The sequence below is a fragment of the Bradyrhizobium pachyrhizi genome (genome assembly GCF_001189245.1).
GTDB lineage: Bacteria > Pseudomonadota > Alphaproteobacteria > Rhizobiales > Xanthobacteraceae > Bradyrhizobium > Bradyrhizobium pachyrhizi.
Genome location: NZ_LFIQ01000092.1, coordinates 76,689 through 94,326 on the forward strand (window position 1 = coordinate 76,689; position 17,638 = coordinate 94,326).

Below are 17,638 nucleotides of genomic sequence, written 5' to 3' on the forward strand. Positions count from 1 at the left end.
TATTCATACATTGAGTTGCCTTTCGGATAAAGCGAAATATTTTTGCTCCAAGGGCTTGACCCGTCGGGCAACTCAGTGATCGGCAATTTCCGGGCAGCAGGACTGTTTGGCTCTTGGTGCGCAGCAGGACTGCTGTTCCTGCAGCCATCGGTCGCGCGGCTTGCAACTCGACGGGCGCGCCGAGAGATAGACCCGGATCGCCGCGTCGCCGGCATCCATGCGTTCCGCCTGATAGATTTGCATCGGCCGAACACCGTCGCTCACCTCGAAGGTCAGCCTGGCTTGCGGGTCGAAGCCGACCGCCTCGTCGACCTTGCGGATGATCGCAAGAAGCTTTCCGGCTGGCATGTGGCCGCGGTTGTCCTCCTCGATGTCCCAGAGCTGAATGAAGGTCTCGCTCCAGCTCTCCGGGTTCGCGCCGCAATCGAGCGCCCTGAACGAACCGGTCTTGACTTCGGTCACGTGGTAGCTCGGGCGGACGTCCCGGCCGTCGTAGCTGAAGATCAGCGGCTTCTCCTTGTGCGCCTCGAGGCTGGAAAGGAGGGCTGCGGATGACAGCTCTTCCACCGGAAGCAGGGCGCCGACGATCGAACGGGTATTGGCAAGCGTGTCCATGGCTGCTATCCTCATTTCAATGATTATTGAATTGTAGGATTATCGAAAGATGGAGGAGCGTCAAGCCCGAACCGCGTTTGCCGCGCTGTCGCAGGAAACGCGGCTGCGGATCGTGCGGCTGCTGGTCCAGGCGGGTCCCGAGGGGATGGCCGCGGGTGCGATTGCGGAGGCGGTCGAGGTGTCGCCATCCAACGTGTCGTTCCATCTGAAGGACCTCGAGCACGCCGGCATGATCGTGCCACGCCGCGAGGCGCGCTCGATCATCTACTCGGCGGATTTCACCGGTTTGCGCGACCTCATTGCCTTCCTGATGAAGGATTGCTGCGCGGGCCACCCGGAGATCTGCGCGCCGGCGCTCGCCGCTGCCCAGTGCAAGCCTTCCACGGGCAAGAAGAAGGCGCGTGCCTGATGCGCGATTTCGATCTGCCACGGCGCCTTGTGGCTGAATGTCTCGGCACGTTGCTTCTGGTCGCGACCGTCGTTGGCTCCGGCATCATGGCAGAGGCCTTGACCAAGGACGTGGCGCTGGCGCTGCTCGGCAACACGCTGCCGACCGGCGCCATTCTGGTGGTGCTGATCACAATCCTTGGACCGATATCCGGCGCGCATTTCAATCCGGCGGTCACGCTGGTGTTCACGCTCAAGGGCGAACTCCGCCCGCCGCACGCCGGGCAGTACGTCGCGGTGCAGGTGCTCGGGGGAATGCTGGGTGCGATGGTCGCGCATGCCATGTTCGGCCTGCCGCTCCTGGAGTTCTCCGCCAAGGCGAGGACCGGGTTCCCGCAGTGGTTTGCGGAATTCGTTGCCGCGTTCGGATTGGTCGCAACGATCATCGGTGGCCTGCGGTTTCGCGAGGCCGCTATCCCATGGCTGGTCGGGCTCTACATCACGGCCGCCTACTGGTTCACCGCGTCCACGTCTTTCGCCAACCCGGCTGTTGCCATCGCGCGATCATTCACCGATACGTTTTCCGGTATCCGCGCGCAGGATCTGCCGGGATTCATCGTCGCCGAGATTCTGGGGGCGATGGTCGCGCTGGCGCTGATGACGTGGCTCCTGCGGCAGAGCGAAACGAAGATGGAAGCAATCCGATGACGATCACGATCTACCACAATCCCGCTTGCGGAACGTCGCGCAACGCCCTCGCCATGATCCGCCAAAGCGGGGAGGAGCCGGAGATCGTCGAGTATCTCAAGACGCCGCCCGCGCGCGACATGCTGATCTCGCTGATCAAGGCCATGGGCATGACGCCCCGCGCCCTGCTCCGCGAGAAAGGCACGCCTTATGCGGCGCTCGACCTTGCCAATCCGAAATGGAGTGACGACGAGTTGATCGATTTCATGATCGCGCATCCGATCCTGATCAATCGGCCGATCGTGGTCTCGCCGAACGGCGTGAAATTGTGCCGGCCGTCCGAGGCCGTGCTTGAACTTCTCGCCACTGACATTGGCCAGTTCGTCAAGGAAGACGGAGAAGTGGTTCCGCCCAGGACGCCGGGTGCGCGCGCCGGATGAGCCGCCGTGCAGACAACGTCCTGATCGTTGCGCTCGGGACCACGCAAACCCTTGCCTGGGCGTCGAGCTATTATCTGCCCGCCATCCTCGCGGACCCTATTGCGCGGGACCTCGGCATCTCGACGAACTGGCTGTTCGCCGCGTTCTCGATGGCGCTCGTGATCTCCGGGCTGCTCGGTCCGCGGGTCGGCCGCCAGATCGACCGGATGGGCGGACGCGAGGTGCTCTGCGCGTCCAACCTCATCCTGGCGTCCGGTCTGATCCTGCTTGGGCTGTCGCAGAGCGGCGTGCTGATGGCGGTGAGCTGGTTGTTGCTCGGCGTCGGCATGGGCCTTGGCCTGTATGATGCAGCCTTCGCGGCGCTCGGGCGCATTTACGGCAGCGCCGCCCGCCGCTCCATCACCGGCATTACCCTGATCGCGGGTTTTGCCAGCACCATCGGCTGGCCGCTGAGTGCGTGGGGGCTCGCAACCATCGGCTGGCGCTGGACCTGTTTCGGCTGGGCCGCGGCGCACATTCTGATCTGCTTGCCGCTCAATGGTTTCCTGATCCCCAGGCTGAAGCGAGAGCATCAGATCGCGGCCGACACGCCGAAGCCGCACATTGCCATCGACCGCGCGATGGTGTTGCTCGCCTTCGCCTTCGCCGCCGCCTGGAGCGTGACGTCGGCGATGGCGGTTCATCTGCCGCGAATTTTGGAGTCGCTCGGTGCGACGCAGGCGCAGGCGATCGCCGCGGGCGCACTGATCGGTCCGGCGCAGGTGGCGGCGCGCATTGTCGAAGCGAGCCTGCTGAAGCGTTTCCATCCGCTCTGGTCAGCGCGCCTGGCCTGCATCACGCATCCCTTGGGCGCCTGCGTCATCGGCCTGTTCGGCGGGGGCTTCGCGGGGGTGTTCGCGCTGTTGCACGGCGCGGGGAATGGAATCCTGACGATCGCGCGCGGCACGCTGCCGCTGGCGATATTCGGTCCGAAGGACTACGGCTACCGCCTGGGACTGCTCGGCGCGCCGTCGCGACTGTCTCAAGCCCTCGCGCCCCTTGTATTCGGATTCCTGATTTCGCCGCTCGGCGGCTATACGCTTGTGGTCACGTCGGCCCTCAGCCTTGCCGCGCTGCTGGCATTGATCGCGCTCAAGGCCGCGCCGAAGGCTTAGCGGTAGCGGATGGCGGCGGCATCGGTGTCGGCAGGGCGGCCGATCCGCGCACTCCTTCGGCTCGATCTCAATCGTGCCGACACCCCTAGGGAGGTCCAGCGCCGCCTGACGAGCCATAGACCTGGCCGTTGGCGAAGCTTGCGTCGGCAGCGGCAAGTTGCACGTAGATCGATGCCAGCTCGACGGGCTGGCCGGGTCGGCCGAGAGGGGTATGTCCGCCGAAGTTTTCCAGCTTCTCCATCGATGCCCCGCCGGACACTTGCAGCGGGGTCCAGATCGGTCCCGGCGCGACGGCGTTGACACGAATGCCCTTTGGTCCGAGCTGCTTTGCCAGCGACTTCACGTAGTTCATCGTCGCAGCCTTGGTCTGGGCATAGTCGTATAGGTCGGGCGAGGGATCGTAGGCTTGCTCCGAAGCCGTACCGATGATCACCGCGCCCGGCTTGAGATGCGGCAGCGCGGCCTTGATGATCCAGAACGGCGCATAGACATTGGTCTTCATCGTCGCATCGAAATCTTCCGAAGAGACGTCCAGGATGGACTCGCGCGCTTGCTGCCGGGCTGCGTTGTTGACGATGATGTCGAGGCCGCCAAGCCCGTCGATCGAGCGCTTGACCAGCTCCTTGCAAAAACCTTCGTCGCGAAGATCGCCAGGAATTGCCAGACCGTTGCGCTTCTCGGCCCTGATCAGGCCGATGACCTCCTCCGCATCGGGCTCTTCCGAAGGAAAATAGTTGATGGCGACGTCGGCGCCCTCGCGCGCGAAGGCGATAGCGGCGGCGCGCCCCATGCCGGAGTCGCCACCCGTGATCAGCGCCTTGCGCCCGGCGAGCCGGCCCGAGCCGCGATAGCTTCGTTCGCCATGGTCCGGCCGCGGCTCCATCTTGCTTGCAAGACCGGGCCAGGGCTGGCTTTGCCGCCTGAACGGCGGTTTCGGATATTTGCTGATCGGGTTCTCGAGCGGCTTGCTGGCCATTGGCTGCTGTCCTTTCCGAAAGAGCTGATGGCCTAACCGGCGGGACGGGGAATCGTTGCTAACGCCTGGGGATGGAGGCGCTGGGGCGAAAGTCGCCGCTAGTTGCGATCCGTACCCTTCATGCGCCGGACCGTGTCGATGAACGCTTTGATGATCGGCGAGTGGCCGCGGCCGCTGTGATGGGCGATGCTGTACTGGGTCTTGATGGTGCGGTCGCTGATCTCCAGCGCGCGCAGATTGGGGTGCGGCACGAATTCGAAGTCGGCGACGACGCTGATGCCGAGGCCGCGCTCGACCGCCTTCCACACGCCCTCGCGGCTCTCGATCTCGAACACCGGCTCGATCCTGATGCCCTCGGCCTGCATCGTCGCCTCGAACGCGCGCCGCGTGGTCGAGCCGCGCTCGCGCAGCACGATCGGCTGGTCGGCCAGCTCGCGCAGCCTGACCGACTTGCGCTTGAACCAGGGATGATCGCGGTTGACGAACACGATCACGCGGTGGGTGCGGTAGGGGATCATGGTAACGCGCGGATCCTCCGGCACCTCCGCCAGGATCGCGACGTCGGCCTCGAAGTCGATGATGTGGCGGAAGGTGCGTTCGGAATTGCCGAGCAGGGTCGAGATCTGCACCTCCGGATGATCGCGCTTGAACGCCGCGATGATCTCGGTGGCATGAAACGGCCCGACTGTCGCGACCCGCAGGTGTCCTTTGGTGGCCTTGCCGTGTGCGGCCAGGAGGTCGTGGGCTTCGTCGCAGAACGTCATGATGCCGCGGGTGATCTCGAACAGCGCGGCGCCGGCCTCGGTGAGTTCGGTGTGCCGCGGCTTCCGGATCAAAAGCTCGACGCCGTAGCTCTCTTCCAGCTCTTTGACCTGGATGGTCAGCGTCGGCTGCCCGACATTGAGCACGCGCGAGGCCGCGGTGAAGCCGCCATGGGCGGCGACCGCGTGGAAGGCGCGAAGCTGGCTGAACACTATTGACATAATCAATAGAACGCATCCGCAGAATGAATTTGTCAATAGCAGCCGGCGCCGTACCTTCGCGCCAAACGGAGGACGCGCTGATGGACTGGACTTATTCCAACCCGGTGAGGATCGAATTCGGAGTCGACAGCTTCGACAAGCTGCCGGGACTGATCGACAAGCGCGCCTATGCGCTCGTGACCTATGGCGAGCCGGTCTTCGACGAGCTCGAGCGGCGACTGCGCGCCGCGGCGGGACCATCGGTCCTGACCATCCGCGACGTCGCGCCCAATCCGGACTATCGCCTGCTCACCGAACAGACCGCGCGTTTTGCCGGGCTCGCGAAACAGCCCGAGGTGATCGTCGCGCTCGGCGGCGGTTCGGTGATCGACTCCGCAAAGGTGTTCGCGGCCGCCGGCGGCGACTTTGCGACCGTCAAAACCTATCTGGAGACGCAGCAGGGCGCCGAGCGCCTCGCGGCGATCCCGATCATCGCGGTGCCGACCACTGCCGGCACCGGCAGCGAGGTGACCTGCTGGGGCACGGTGTGGGACGAGGCCAACGGCAAGAAATATTCGCTGGCACGTCCATCGCTTTATCCGACCCATGCGGTGATCGATCCGCGCCTGATGCTCGGCAAGCCGCAGCTTCTCACCATCAGCACTGGGCTCGACGCGCTGTCGCATGCACTGGAGAGCATCTGGAACCTCAACAACAACCCGGTGTCGGCCAACCACGCGGTGGCCGCGGCGCGCAGCATCCTCGACGTGCTGCCGAAGCTCGCCAATGACCTCGGCGATCTCGAGCTGCGCAGCCGCATGGCGCAGGCGGCGCTGTTCGCGGGCCTCGCGTTCTCCAACACCAAGACCGCGATCGCGCATTCGCTGTCCTATCCGATCACGCTGCGGCACGGCGTGCAGCACGGCATCGCCTGCTCGTTCTCGCTGCCGATGGTGCTGCGGAGCGTCAAAGGGGCGGGCGGGCTCTGCGAGGACAGTTTGAGGCAGATCTTCGGCGCCGATCTGGCGCGGGCCGCCGACGATCTCGAGGATTTCATGGCTCGGCTCGGCATCTCCTGCAATCCGGCCGCCTACAGGATCGAGCGCGCCGAATGGCACGCGCTGATCGCGGACTCGCTCGAGGGCGAGCGCGGCCGCAACTTCCTGGGGTCGAAGGAACGGCTGATCGAGGCAGCGCAGACGCAGCGGACGCCCAGCGCGGTGAACGCGTGACGACACCGCAGTGACAAGGAGAGGCATCATGCAAGACAAGCGCAAGACAATCACCGTCAACGGGCGCCGTTACGAAGCGCCGACGCGGCCAACCGTCGTGATCTGCCTCGACGGTTCGGAGCCCGGCTATATCGAGCAGGCGATCGAGGCCGGCGTCGCGCCGACCTTCGCGCGCTTCATGAAGGAGGGCGCGCATGTCCATGCCGCCAGCGTGATCCCGAGCTTCACCAATCCGAACAACCTCTCGATCATCACCGGGCGGCCGCCCGCGGTGCACGGCATCGCCGGCAACTACTTCTACGACACGGCGAACAACGCCGAGGTCATGATGAACGATCCGAAGTTCCTGCGCGCACCGACCATCCTGGCCGGTGTCCATGACGCCGGCTACAAGGTCGCCGCCGTCACCGCCAAGGACAAGCTGCGCACCTTGCTTGCGTACGGTCTGGACTATTCCAGCGGCCGCGCCATCGCCTTCTCGTCGGAGAAGGCCGACCAGGCCACCAGGGCCGCCAACGGCATCGATGACGTGCTCGACTTCGTCGGCCTGCCGCTGCCCGAAGTCTACTCGGCCGATCTGTCGCGCTTCGTGTTCGCGGCCGGCGTCAAGCTGGTCGAGCGCTACCGTCCCGATCTGATGTACCTGTCGACCACCGACTACATCCAGCACAAGGTCGGGCTCGGCACCAAGATCGCCAACGACTTCTACGCGATGATCGACGGCTATCTTGCGGAGCTCGATGCGCTCGGCTGCAACATCGTGGCGACCGCCGACCACGGCATGAACGACAAGTTCCTGCCCGACGGCAAGCCCGACGTGATCTACCTCCAGGATGTCATGGACGACTGGACCGGAAAGGGCGCGGCGCGGGTGATCCTGCCGATCACCGATCCCTATGTCGCCCATCACGGCTCGCTCGGCTCGTTCGCGACCATCTACACGCCAGAGGGCGCCAACGTCGACACGCTGCTGTCGCGGCTGCGTGCGACCGGAGGCATCGAGGTCGCGCTGACGCGCAAGGAGGCCTGCGCCAGGTTCGAGCTGCCGCCGGACCGGGTCGGCGACATCGTCGTGATCTCGACCAGGCACAAGGTGCTCGGCACCAGCGAGTCGCGTCACGATCTCTCGGGCCTGACCGAGCCGCTGCGCTCGCATGGCGGGCTGACCGAGGAGCGGGTGCCGCTGATCGCCAACCGCAGGATCGCGCTGCCCGCCGGTCACGCCCTGCGCAATTTCGACGCCTTCGACGTCGCGCTCAACCGCATCCAGTGACGCATTCGGACCCCAAGGACAGTGCCATGAACATCCAGAGCCCGGCCGTTCGCCACGAGCAGATGCGGATCGCAGGCAGCCTCGTCGACACCGACGAGCATGTCGAGGTTTTCAATCCCTACACCAACAAGGTGGTGGGCACGGTCCCGGCGGCGCGGCCGGAGCATGTGCGCAGCGCCTTCGCCAGGGCGGCCGCGTTCAAGCCGAAGCTGACGCGCTACGAGCGCCAGCGCATCCTGCTGCGCACCGCCGAGATCCTGGCCGGGCGCAAGGAGGAATTCGCGCGGCTGATCACGGCCGAGTCCGGGCTGTGCTGGAAGGATTCGCTCTACGAGGCCGGCCGCGCCTATGACGTCTATTCCTTTGCCGGCCAGCTCGCGATCAAGGACGACGGCGAGACGTTCTCCTGCGATATCAGCCCGCAGGGCAAGGCGCGCAAGATCTTCACGACGCGCACGCCGTTGCTCGGTGCGATCTCGGCGATCACGCCCTTCAACCATCCGCTCAACATGGTGAGCCACAAGATCGCGCCGGCGATCGCGACCAACAACCGCGTGGTGCTGAAGCCGACCGAGCTGACGCCTTTGACCGCGCTCGCGCTCGCCGACGTGCTCTACGAGGCCGGGCTGCCGCCCGAGATGCTGTCGGTGGTGACCGGCAATCCGCATTCGATGGGGGATGCGATGATCACCGATCCGGACGCCGATCTCGTGACCTTCACCGGCTCGGTCAGGGTTGGCAAGCACATCGCTAGCAAGGCCGGCTACAAGCGCCTGGTGCTCGAGCTCGGCGGCAACGATCCGCTGATCGTGATGGAGGACGCCGACCTCGACAAGGCGGCCGAGCTCGCGGCCACCGGCGCCACCAAGAATTCCGGCCAGCGTTGCACGGCCGTGAAGCGCATTCTCTGCGTCGAGGCGGTCGCCGACGATTTTGCCGCGCTGGTGCTGAAGAAGGCACGCAAGCTGAAATGCGGCGACCCGATGGATCCGACGGTCGACGTCGGCACCGTGATCCACGAGGGCGCGGCGAAGGAGTTCGAGCGCCGCGTCAATGCCGCCGTCGCCGACGGCGCCGAGCTGTTGCACGGCAACGCTCGCGACGGCGCGCTCTATCCGCCGACCGTGGTGGACCGGATTCCCTACACCAGCGAGCTGGTGATGCAGGAGACCTTCGGGCCTGTGATCCCGATCATCCGCGTGCCCAACGATATCGACAGCGTGATCCGGATCTCGAACGCGACCGCGTTCGGCCTGTCGTCCGGCGTCTGCACCAACCGGCTCGACTATATCACGCGATTCGTCAACGAGCTCGATGTCGGCACCGTCAATGTCTGGGAAGTGCCGGGCTACCGGATCGAGATGTCGCCGTTCGGCGGGATCAAGGATTCCGGCCTTGGCTACAAGGAAGGCGTGCAGGAGGCGATCAAGAGCTTCACCAACGTCAAGACCTACTCGCTGCCCTGGCCGGTCTAGAGCAGCGCGTTCGACGAGGGCCGCACGCGGACAACAAGAACAACGCGGCGGCCGACTGCGATCAACTAAACAAGGGGAGGCCTCAATGTCGATCACGTTCAGTCCGTCGGGCGTCGGCTCGGTCGGAGTCCAGAATCCGGAGCTTGCGACGTCGTTCCGCCGCGCGCAGTGGCGGATGCTGTTCGCGGCGATGTTCTGCTATCTGTTCTTCTACACCGGGCGGCAAACCTTCGGCTTCGCCATTCCCGGCATCCAGGCCGAGTTCGGCGTCACCAAGGAGGCGTTGGGCTGGGCCAGCGCGGCGCTGCTCTGGTGCTACGCGGTCGGGCAGGCGATCAACGGCAATCTCGGCGACAAGTTCGGCGGCCGCCGCGTGATGAGCGCCGGCGCGATCCTCTCCTTCATCATGAACTGGGCCACCAGCCTCTCGACCGGCATCGTCAGCCTCACCGCGTTCTGGGGCATCAACGGCTATTTCCAGTCGATGGGATGGGCTCCGGGCAGCCGGTTGCTGTCGAACTGGTGGGGCCGCCACGAGCGCGGCACGGTCTACGGGCTCTATACATTCGCGGCCGGTCTCGCCTCGGTGCTGTCGTTCGTCACCTCGCTGGTCGTTGTCGGCTACTTCCAGCTCGACTGGCGCTGGATCTTCCGCATCCCGGTCGTGCTGCTGCTGCTCGGCGGCATCGCGTTCTATCTGATCGCGCGCGAGAAGCCCGAGGACATGGGCTTTGCCTCGCCGCATGACGAGGCCGACGATGTCGCCGCTGCGGAAGCCGCGGTCAGCGCCAACGAGGGCTCGCTGGCGCGCTACAAGGCGGTGCTGTCGAACTGGCGCCTCTTGGTCGCCGGCGTTGCGATCGGCTTCCAGAACGCGGCGCGTTATGGATTGCTGGTGTGGGTGCCGGTGCACTTCCTCGGCAGCAACTGGGCCAAGGCCGGCGCCGCCTCGGTGATCGATCCGCGCTGGATCAGCATCGCGCTGCCGGTCGGCATGGCGGTCGGCGCGTTCAGCAATGGCTGGGTTTCGGACAAGGTGTTCGGCTCGCGCCGCTACCTCGCCATCGTGCTCTACATGGCGCTCGCCGCGGTCACCTCGCTGTGCATGTACGCGATCCCGACCTCAGACGTCGTTCTCGGGATGACCGTGCTGTTCCTGTGCGGCTTCTTCACCTACGGGCCGCAATCCTCGTTCTGGGCGCTGTGCCCGGATCTGGTCGGCCACAAACGGGCAGGGACCGCGACCGGGGTGATGAACTTCTTCGCCTACCTGTTCGCAGGTCTCGGCGAGCCGATGATCGGCCACTTCATGGACAAGCATAACCAGACCTCGCTGGTGTTCCTGGTGGTCGCTGTCTGCGCGACCTCCAGCGCGGTGGTGGCGGCCTTCATCCGCCGCTGACGAACGATCCGCATCAGCGGCTCACCACAGGTCCGCGCTTCCGAGAGGAGGCGCGGACCAACTCTTTTTGCAACGAGCAACGCCGTTGCGCGCGCGATCGCTGCAGCCGCAATGCGGGGACCAATTCCCCGAAATTGCCTGGCTCGAGCGGTGACCTGACGCTCAATCGCTCATTACCGGCTGACCAAAATCGATGCATGAAAATATAAATATCACGTAATATCAATATGATATAGAAAATTGCATGCAGAATACAAAATGTGCTTGTCCCGTTTGCCGCCTTGAAGCAGACTTTGCGCAGGGCAGGAGAGGCCGGCGACCGTCAAGGACGAGGGGCGCGGCAGGGCAAAACAATCTGTCGGGAGGAGCGAGCAATGAGCGATCAGGTGTCCACCATCGCAATGGCAGATACGGCAAAGCCTTCCGGCGTGCGCTGGAAGATCTTCCTGCTGATGCTGTTCCTGATCTCGATCAACTATATCGATCGTGCCTCGCTCTCGGTCGCGATGCCGGTCATCGCCAAGGAGTTCGATATCGATCCGGCGATGCAGGGCCTGATCCTGAGCTCGTTCTTCTGGACCTACGCGCTGATGCAGGTGCCGGGCGGCATGCTCGCCGATCGCTTCAAGCCGCGTATCGTGATCGCGCTCGCGACGCTGTTCTGGGGCTTCTTCCAGGCGCTGGCGGCGCTGTCCACCAGCTGGATGCTGCTGCTGCTGACCCGGCTCGGGCTCGGCGCGTCGGAAGCGCCGATCTATCCGGCGGGCGGCAAGCTCAACGCTATCTGGATGACGCAGACCGAGCGCGGCCGCGGCGCCACCTTGCTGGACGGCGGCGCACCGCTTGGTGCGGCGCTCGGCTCGATCGTGATCGCCTGGTTGATGGCGGCGTTCAGCTCCTGGCGCGTCGCCTTCGTCATCGCCGGCGTCGGCACCATGCTGTGCGGGCTGTGGGCCTGGTACTACATCCGCAACGTGCCGCGCGAGCATCCCTCGGTCAATGAAGCCGAGGCGCGCTATCTCGAGGAGGCGCACGCGATCGAGGATGCGGCGACGCCGCCGTCCTCGGGCGCAAGCTGGATGGCGTATTTCCGGTTTCGCTCGGTGTGGTGCATGTGCCTCGGCTGGATGTTCTTCAACACCACGTTCTACGGGCTGCTGACCTGGATGCCGACCTACCTGTTCAAGGTGCACGGCTTCGACATCAAGGCGCTGGGCGGCGCGTCCTTCATCATCTTCTTCGCAGGCTTCGTCGGCGAGCTGGTCGGCGGCTGGATCGGCGATAACTGGCGGGAGCGGGGTGGGTCGCCCAACACCGTGTTCCGCACGCTGTTCGGCATCGCGGCGATCATGGCGACGGTGTCGATCTTCCTCGTCGCCTACGTCACCAACGCGGTTGCGGTCGTGGTGCTGCTGTCGACGACGCTGTTCTTCCTGCGCTGGTGCGGCATGTACTGGGCGATCCCGTCAGCGCTGGCGGGCCGCGGCAAGTCCGGCTTCCTCGGCGGCTGCATGAATCTCGGCGGCAACATCGCCGGCATCACGACGCCGCTGATCGTCGGCTTCATCGTGCAGGCCACCGGCTCCTATTTCCTGGCCCTGATGTATTTCGCCGCCGCGGGCATTGCGCTGTTGATCTGCTCGACCCTGATCGATTACAGCCGCAAGCTCCCGGTCTAGAACGGATGCGGTCGAATCCGCCAAGGGTTCGGCCGCTTGATGAGGCTCACTAATGACACGTCCCGTCCGGCTCGGCATGCTGACGCCGTCGTCGAATACCGCGCTCGAGCCGATCACCTGCGCGATGCTATCGGGGATCAACGACGTCTCGGCGCATTTCTCGCGCTTCAAGGTGACCGAGATCGCGCTGTCGGAGCAGGCGCTGCGCCAGTTCGACGCCAGCGAGATCCTTCGCGCGGCCGAGCTGCTCGCCCATGCCAAAGTCGACGTCATCGCCTGGAATGGCACCTCGGCAAGCTGGCTCGGTTTTGATCGCGACGAGAGCCTGTGCGAGCAGATCACGGCGGCGACCGGGATCAAGGCCTGTACCACGGTGCTGGCCTATCGCGACCTGTTGCGGCGGATCGGCGCCAGCCGCATCGGGCTGGTGACGCCATATCGCACGGATGTGCAGGAGCGGATCATCGCCAACTGGAATTCGCAAGGACTGCATTGTTTTGCCGAGCGGCATCTGTCGCTGCAGGACAATTTCTCCTTTGCCGAGGTCAGCGAGGCCGAGGTCGCAGAGCTGATCGAGGAGGTGGTGCGGGAGGGCTGCGATGCCGCCGTCGTGCTCTGCACCAACATGCGCGGCGCCGGCGCGGCCGAGCGGCTGGAGCAGAGGTTTGGCGTCCCGGTGCTGGACTCGATCGCGGTGACGCTGTGGGCGTGCCTTGCCGCGGCCGGCTGCGATCCGTCGCGCGTGCAGGGCTGGGGCAGCCTGTTCTCGAACCCCGATCTGCGCGCGACCACCGCGATCCACGTGGGAGGGCGCGATCTCCAATCATGACAGTGAAGGCAAGCGGTGACTGAACCCAAGGCGACCAGACGGAACAAGGAACCCAAGCGCGCGATGACCGCGCTGCAACGGCGCCGCCTGCGTGTGCCGCGGGTCGGGCTGCACGAGCAGGCAGCGGCGCGGCTGCGCACCATGATCGTGCGCGGCGAGCTGGCGCCGGGGCAATCGTTGGGGGAGGCGGACCTGTCCGACGCGCTCGGCGTCTCGCGCACGCCGCTGCGCGAGGCGCTGAAGCAATTGGCGAGCGAGGGTCTGGTCGAGCTGCGGCTCAACCACAGCGCCGTGGTGGCGCCGTTCCGCCGTGCCGAGCTCGCTGAACTGTTCGAGGCTGTCAGCGGCATCGAACGCTGCGCCGCCGAGCTCGCCGCGCTGCGCATGGAGCCGGACGACTTCGAGCGGCTCGCGGTGCTGCAGGACAAGATCGAGTGGCATCACGGCCGCGGCGAGCTGCGCGAGTATTTCCAGACCAATCAGCAGATCCATTCGGCGATCGTCGGCTTCGCCCGCAATGCGGTGCTGAAGGCGACGCACGAGGCGCTGCTGGCGCGGGCCGAGCGGGCGCGCTTCTTCGCGCTGTCGGTGCTCGGCCGCTGGGATGAATCGGTGCGGGAGCACCAGGAGATTCTGTCCGCGCTGAAGCGCCGCGATGCGGCGCGGGCCGGGCAGATACTGGCCCACCACGTGCGCCGCACCGGCGAGATCGTCGCCGAGACGCTGGATGCCAAGACACTGGATGCCAAGACGCTGGATGCCGAGGCGGACGGCGCCGCGGCACCGGAGGCACCGGCAAGGCCGCGCGGCCGCAAGACGAGGAACGTTGCGCCATGAAGATCCTGCTGCTCAATCCCAACACGACGGCTGATGTGACGGATCTGCTCCATGCCGCCGGCAGCAAGGCGGCGTCGGTCGGCACCGAACTCGTGCCGCTCACCGCCGCGCGCGGCGTGCCTTATATCGCGACCCGCGCCGAGGCCCAGATCGGCGGTGCGATCGCGCTGGAGATGCTGGCCGAAGCCGGCCCCGGGGTCGATGCCGCTGTCATCGCGGCGTTCGGCGATCCCGGCCTGTTCGGCGCGCGTGAGCTGTTCGCCTTTCCCGTGGTGGGATTGGCCGAAGCTGCGATGCTCACCGCCTGCATGCTCGGCCGCCGGTTTGCGATCGTCACCTTCGCCGGCGCGCTGGCGCCCTGGTATGAGGAATGCGTCGCCATGCACGGACTGAGCTCGCGCTGCGCCGGCATCCGCACGCTTGACGGCGGCTTCCAGTCGATCTCGGAGGTGCAGGCCGAGAAGGAGGAGCTGCTGGTCGCGCTCGCCAACCGCGCGGTCGAGCAGGACAACGCCGACGTCGTCATTCTGTCGGGCGCGCCGCTCGCCGGGCTCGCGGCAAAAGTCCGCGACCGCATTCCGGTGCCGGTGGTCGATCCGGTCGCGGCGGCGGTGCGGCAGGCGGAGACGCTCGCCGTGCTCAAGGCGCGCAAGGCGGTGGCCGGCACCTTCCGCCGTCCCGATCCGAAGCCGACGCGCGGGCTGGCCGAGCCACTCGCCGCAATCATCGAACACCGCTCACCGAAGGAGGGAACAAACTGATGTCCTTCGACACCATCATCCGCGGCGGCACTGTGGTGACCGCTGCCGACACCTTCGCCTGCGACGTCGGGATTAGCGGCGGCAAGATCACGGCGCTCGGTCATGATCTCGGCGATGCGGCCACGATCATCGACGCCACCGACCGCCTGGTGCTGCCCGGCGGCATCGACAGCCATGTCCACTTCGCCCAGCCGTCCGGCGACGGCATCGTGATGGCCGACGGCTTTGCCAGCGGCACGCGATCGGCGGCGTTCGGCGGCAACACCACCGTGCTGCCGTTCTGCCTGCAGGAGAAGGGCCAGACGCTGCGCGAGGCGCTGAAGCATTACCATTCGCTGGCCGAAGGCGAGTGCCATGTCGACGTCGCCTTCCATCTCATCCTCACCGATCCGACCGAACATGTGCTGGGCCAGGAGCTGCCGGCGCTGGTCGAGGACGGCTACACCTCGCTAAAGGTCTTCATGACCTATGAAGGCCTCGCGCTGTCGGACCGCGAGCTGCTCGAAACCATGTCGGTCGCGCGCGAGACCGGCGCCATGCTGATGGTGCATGCGGAGAATTTCGACGCCATCCGCTTCCTGACCGACCGGCTCGAGCGCGCCGGCAACACCGCACCGCGCTTTCATGCGACCTCGCGGCCGATCCCGGTCGAGCGCGAGGCCACCCACCGCGCGATCTCGCTGTCCGAGCTCGTCGACGTGCCGATCATGATCGTGCATGTCTCGAACGGCGAGGCGATGGACGAAATCCGGCGCGCGCAGCAGCGGGGCTTGCGGGTAATGGGCGAGACCTGTCCGCAGTATCTGATGCTGACCGAAAAGGATCTCGATCAGCTCAACATGGAAGGCGCAAAATACGTCTGTTCGCCGCCGCCGCGCGACGTCGCCAGCCAGCAGGCCTGCTGGGAGGGCTTGCAGCAGAAGGTGTTCTCGGTGTTCTCGTCGGACCATTGTCCGTTCCGTTACGACGACCCGCAGGGCAAGCTTGCGCCGAAAGGGCGTACCAGCTTCCGCTGGGTGCCGAACGGAATCCCGGGTGTGGCCACGCGGCTGCCGATCCTGTTCTCCGAAGGCGTGGTGAAGGGACGGATCGACCTCAACAGCTTCGTCGCCTTCAGCGCCACCAACCACGCCAAGATCTACGGCCTCTATCCGCGCAAGGGCACGATCGCGGTCGGCTCGGATGCCGACATCGCGCTGTGGGACCCGAAGCGCAAGGTGACGATCCGTCACGAGCTGATCCACGACGGCGCGGACTACACGCCCTATGAGGGGCTCGCGGTCACGGGCTGGCCGGTGCTGACCATGGTGCGCGGCAAGGTCGTCGTCGATAACGGTACGCTCATTGGCGGCAAGGGCCACGGCACCTATCTGCCGCGCGCCAAGCCGCCGAAGACCGCGACCATTCCGTAACGCGACCATCCCGTAACAAGCAAAGAGAGAAGGCAGGAGATCAACATGCCCTATGCTGTGACAGACGACGGAGTGCGGCTTTATTTCGAGGAGACCGGATCGGGGCATCCGGTGATCCTGGTCCACGAGTTCGCCGGCGACCTGCGTAGCTACGAGCCGCAGATGCGGCACTTCGGCAAGCGCTTCCGGACCATCGCCTACAATGCGCGCGGCTTTCCGCCGTCGGATGTGCCGGAGCAGGTCTCGTCCTATTCGCAGGCGCGCGCCGCCGACGACATCCTGGCCGTGCTCGATCACATCGGCGCGCCGAAGGCGCATATCGTCGGCCTGTCGATGGGCGGCTTTGCGACGCTGCATTTCGGCTTGCGTCACCCTGATCGGGCGCTGTCGCTGTGCATCGGTGGCTGTGGCTACGGCGCCGAGCTCGACAAGCGCGATACGTTTCGCGCCGAGGCCGACGTGATCGCGAACATGATCCGCAAGGACGGCATGCCGGCCTTCGCCGAGCGCTACGCCTACGGGCCGACCCGGGTGCAGTACGAGAACAAGGACCCCCGCGGCCACGCCGAGTTCAAGACCATGCTGGCCGAGCATTCGGCGGTGGGATCGGCCAACACCCAGCAGGGCGTGCAGAAGGAGCGTCCCTCGCTCTACACGCTGGTCGACGAGATGAAGCGCATCAATGTGCCGACGCTAATCATCACCGGCGACGAGGATTGGCCGTGCCTGCTGCCCGGCATCCTGATGAAGCAGAGCATCCCCTCGGCCGCGCTCGCGGTGATGCCGAACTGCGGCCACGCCATCAACATCGAGGAACCCGACGAATACAACCGGATCGTCGGCGATTTTCTGTCGCAGGTCGAAAGCGGCCGCTGGCCACAGCGCGATCCGCGCGCGGTAAGTGCCTCGATTACGGGAATGAAGGATTAGGCCCAGGACTCATCCGGACTCATTAAGGCGCAGTCTGATTGCCCTTAGTTGAACGAAGCCAAGGTAGTCGGCGGCAAGCCAGTCGTGGTGCGTAGCAGCCCGACGACGTTGTTTGATCCTGTTGAAGTAGATTGGATCGCTGCGATTGCTGTTCGGCGGGCGCCCGCGCCCCTTTCTGCGTCGCAAGCTCGCCGGCCGAACGCAACGCTGCTGGCATGGCCCCTGGTTCGGCGTTGATGAGCGGAAGCGGACGTCAACCCATCGACAATCACCGCAGCCATTCCTGAAGGGTGACAATTGCAAGATGCAGTTGAAAGCCACCGTTGATCTAAATCAATTCAGATGGCGAAATGTCTGCGGCAGGCTGTGTCGCGTGGGCCGGTGTCGTGCTCAGGCCCCGGCCGGTGGCGCGCGCTGCCGTCCGTCATATTGGAAAGGGAGTGTTTGATGCAAAGGCGATCGACTCTGAGCCCGCAGACCGTGACGAAGCGCGATTTTCTGCGGTCTGCCGCGTTGGCGGCGATTACGGCAACTGCCAGCAGTTCAACCTGGGCGCAGTCCGAGCGTCCGGGATTCTTCAAGGCCAA

Annotated in this window: 18 protein-coding genes; 14 read left to right on the top strand and 4 right to left on the bottom strand. The window is 65.4% G+C overall.

Annotated features, from left to right (window positions below):
• Nucleotides 1-72: 72 nt before the first annotated feature.
• Nucleotides 73-615 (bottom strand): DUF6428 family protein, encoded by a 543-nt coding sequence (locus AKL29_RS22975; RefSeq protein WP_050385731.1) that lies wholly within the window; start codon nucleotides 613-615, stop codon nucleotides 73-75.
• A 49-nt stretch (nucleotides 616-664) separates the two neighbouring features.
• Here AKL29_RS22975 and AKL29_RS22980 point away from each other — a divergent pair, with 49 nt between their 5' ends.
• The 4 genes from AKL29_RS22980 to AKL29_RS22995 are packed head-to-tail and all read left to right on the top strand — an operon-like array spanning nucleotide 665 to nucleotide 3,283.
• Nucleotides 665-1,024: an ArsR/SmtB family transcription factor gene (locus tag AKL29_RS22980; protein ID WP_050385732.1), complete on the top strand. Its 360-nt coding sequence runs from the start codon at nucleotides 665-667 to the stop codon at nucleotides 1,022-1,024.
• Nucleotides 1,024-1,710, top strand: coding sequence for an aquaporin (locus AKL29_RS22985; RefSeq protein WP_050385733.1), 687 nt, complete (start codon nucleotides 1,024-1,026; stop codon nucleotides 1,708-1,710). The genes AKL29_RS22980 and AKL29_RS22985 overlap by 1 nt, the downstream gene beginning before the upstream one ends.
• Entirely contained in the window at nucleotides 1,707-2,129 is a 423-nt protein-coding gene (gene arsC / locus AKL29_RS22990) for an arsenate reductase (glutaredoxin) (RefSeq protein WP_050385734.1), read from the top strand. The genes AKL29_RS22985 and arsC overlap by 4 nt, the downstream gene beginning before the upstream one ends.
• Complete coding sequence (locus AKL29_RS22995) at nucleotides 2,126-3,283, top strand: MFS transporter (protein ID WP_050385735.1); 1,158 nt, start codon at nucleotides 2,126-2,128, stop codon at nucleotides 3,281-3,283. The genes arsC and AKL29_RS22995 overlap by 4 nt, the downstream gene beginning before the upstream one ends.
• An 85-nt stretch (nucleotides 3,284-3,368) precedes the next feature.
• Here the strand turns inward: AKL29_RS22995 and AKL29_RS23000 are convergent, their stop codons facing one another.
• On the bottom strand, nucleotides 3,369-4,259 hold the full coding sequence (locus AKL29_RS23000) for an SDR family oxidoreductase (RefSeq protein WP_050385736.1): 891 nt from the start codon (nucleotides 4,257-4,259) through the stop codon (nucleotides 3,369-3,371).
• A 98-nt stretch (nucleotides 4,260-4,357) separates the two neighbouring features.
• On the bottom strand, nucleotides 4,358-5,242 hold the full coding sequence (locus AKL29_RS23005) for a LysR substrate-binding domain-containing protein (RefSeq protein ID WP_050385737.1): 885 nt from the start codon (nucleotides 5,240-5,242) through the stop codon (nucleotides 4,358-4,360).
• Between the two features lie 80 nt (nucleotides 5,243-5,322).
• On the opposite strand from AKL29_RS23005, the gene psrA reads away from it, so the two are divergent.
• The 10 genes from psrA (at nucleotide 5,323) to AKL29_RS23055 (ending at nucleotide 17,051) form a co-directional block, all read left to right on the top strand.
• Nucleotides 5,323-6,453 (top strand): iron-containing alcohol dehydrogenase PsrA, encoded by a 1,131-nt coding sequence (gene psrA / locus AKL29_RS23010; RefSeq protein WP_050385738.1) that lies wholly within the window; start codon nucleotides 5,323-5,325, stop codon nucleotides 6,451-6,453.
• 25 nt (nucleotides 6,454-6,478) lie between these two features.
• Nucleotides 6,479-7,726 carry a phosphonoacetate hydrolase gene (gene phnA / locus AKL29_RS23015; protein ID WP_410712197.1) on the top strand — a complete coding sequence of 416 codons (1,248 nt, stop codon included), beginning with the start codon at nucleotides 6,479-6,481 and terminating at the stop codon, nucleotides 7,724-7,726.
• Nucleotides 7,727-7,752: 26 nt separating this feature from the next.
• A complete protein-coding gene (phnY, locus tag AKL29_RS23020) occupies nucleotides 7,753-9,201 on the top strand; it encodes a phosphonoacetaldehyde dehydrogenase (RefSeq protein ID WP_050385805.1) in 1,449 nt (482 codons plus the stop codon).
• Between the two features lie 85 nt (nucleotides 9,202-9,286).
• Entirely contained in the window at nucleotides 9,287-10,603 is a 1,317-nt protein-coding gene (locus tag AKL29_RS23025; RefSeq protein WP_028336434.1) for an MFS transporter, read from the top strand.
• A gap of 374 nt (nucleotides 10,604-10,977) precedes the next feature.
• On the top strand, nucleotides 10,978-12,282 hold the full coding sequence (locus AKL29_RS23030) for an MFS transporter (RefSeq protein ID WP_028336433.1): 1,305 nt from the start codon (nucleotides 10,978-10,980) through the stop codon (nucleotides 12,280-12,282).
• A gap of 52 nt (nucleotides 12,283-12,334) precedes the next feature.
• Entirely contained in the window at nucleotides 12,335-13,111 is a 777-nt protein-coding gene (locus AKL29_RS23035; protein ID WP_050385740.1) for a maleate cis-trans isomerase family protein, read from the top strand.
• Nucleotides 13,112-13,174: 63 nt separating this feature from the next.
• Nucleotides 13,175-13,948 (top strand): GntR family transcriptional regulator, encoded by a 774-nt coding sequence (locus AKL29_RS23040; RefSeq protein WP_050385807.1) that lies wholly within the window; start codon nucleotides 13,175-13,177, stop codon nucleotides 13,946-13,948.
• Nucleotides 13,945-14,709 carry an aspartate/glutamate racemase family protein gene (locus AKL29_RS23045; RefSeq protein WP_050385741.1) on the top strand — a complete coding sequence of 255 codons (765 nt, stop codon included), beginning with the start codon at nucleotides 13,945-13,947 and terminating at the stop codon, nucleotides 14,707-14,709. Before AKL29_RS23040 ends, AKL29_RS23045 begins: the two co-directional genes overlap by 4 nt.
• Nucleotides 14,709-16,121, top strand: a complete 1,413-nt coding sequence (gene hydA, locus AKL29_RS23050) for a dihydropyrimidinase (protein ID WP_193395242.1) — start codon at nucleotides 14,709-14,711, stop codon at nucleotides 16,119-16,121. The genes AKL29_RS23045 and hydA overlap by 1 nt, the downstream gene beginning before the upstream one ends.
• 45 nt (nucleotides 16,122-16,166) lie before the next feature.
• Nucleotides 16,167-17,051, top strand: a complete 885-nt coding sequence (locus AKL29_RS23055; protein ID WP_050385743.1) for an alpha/beta fold hydrolase — start codon at nucleotides 16,167-16,169, stop codon at nucleotides 17,049-17,051.
• A 338-nt stretch (nucleotides 17,052-17,389) separates the two neighbouring features.
• Here the strand turns inward: AKL29_RS23055 and AKL29_RS45400 are convergent.
• Nucleotides 17,390-17,638, bottom strand: a 249-nt coding sequence (locus AKL29_RS45400) for a hypothetical protein (protein WP_244482319.1), incomplete at its 5' end; no start/stop codon positions are given.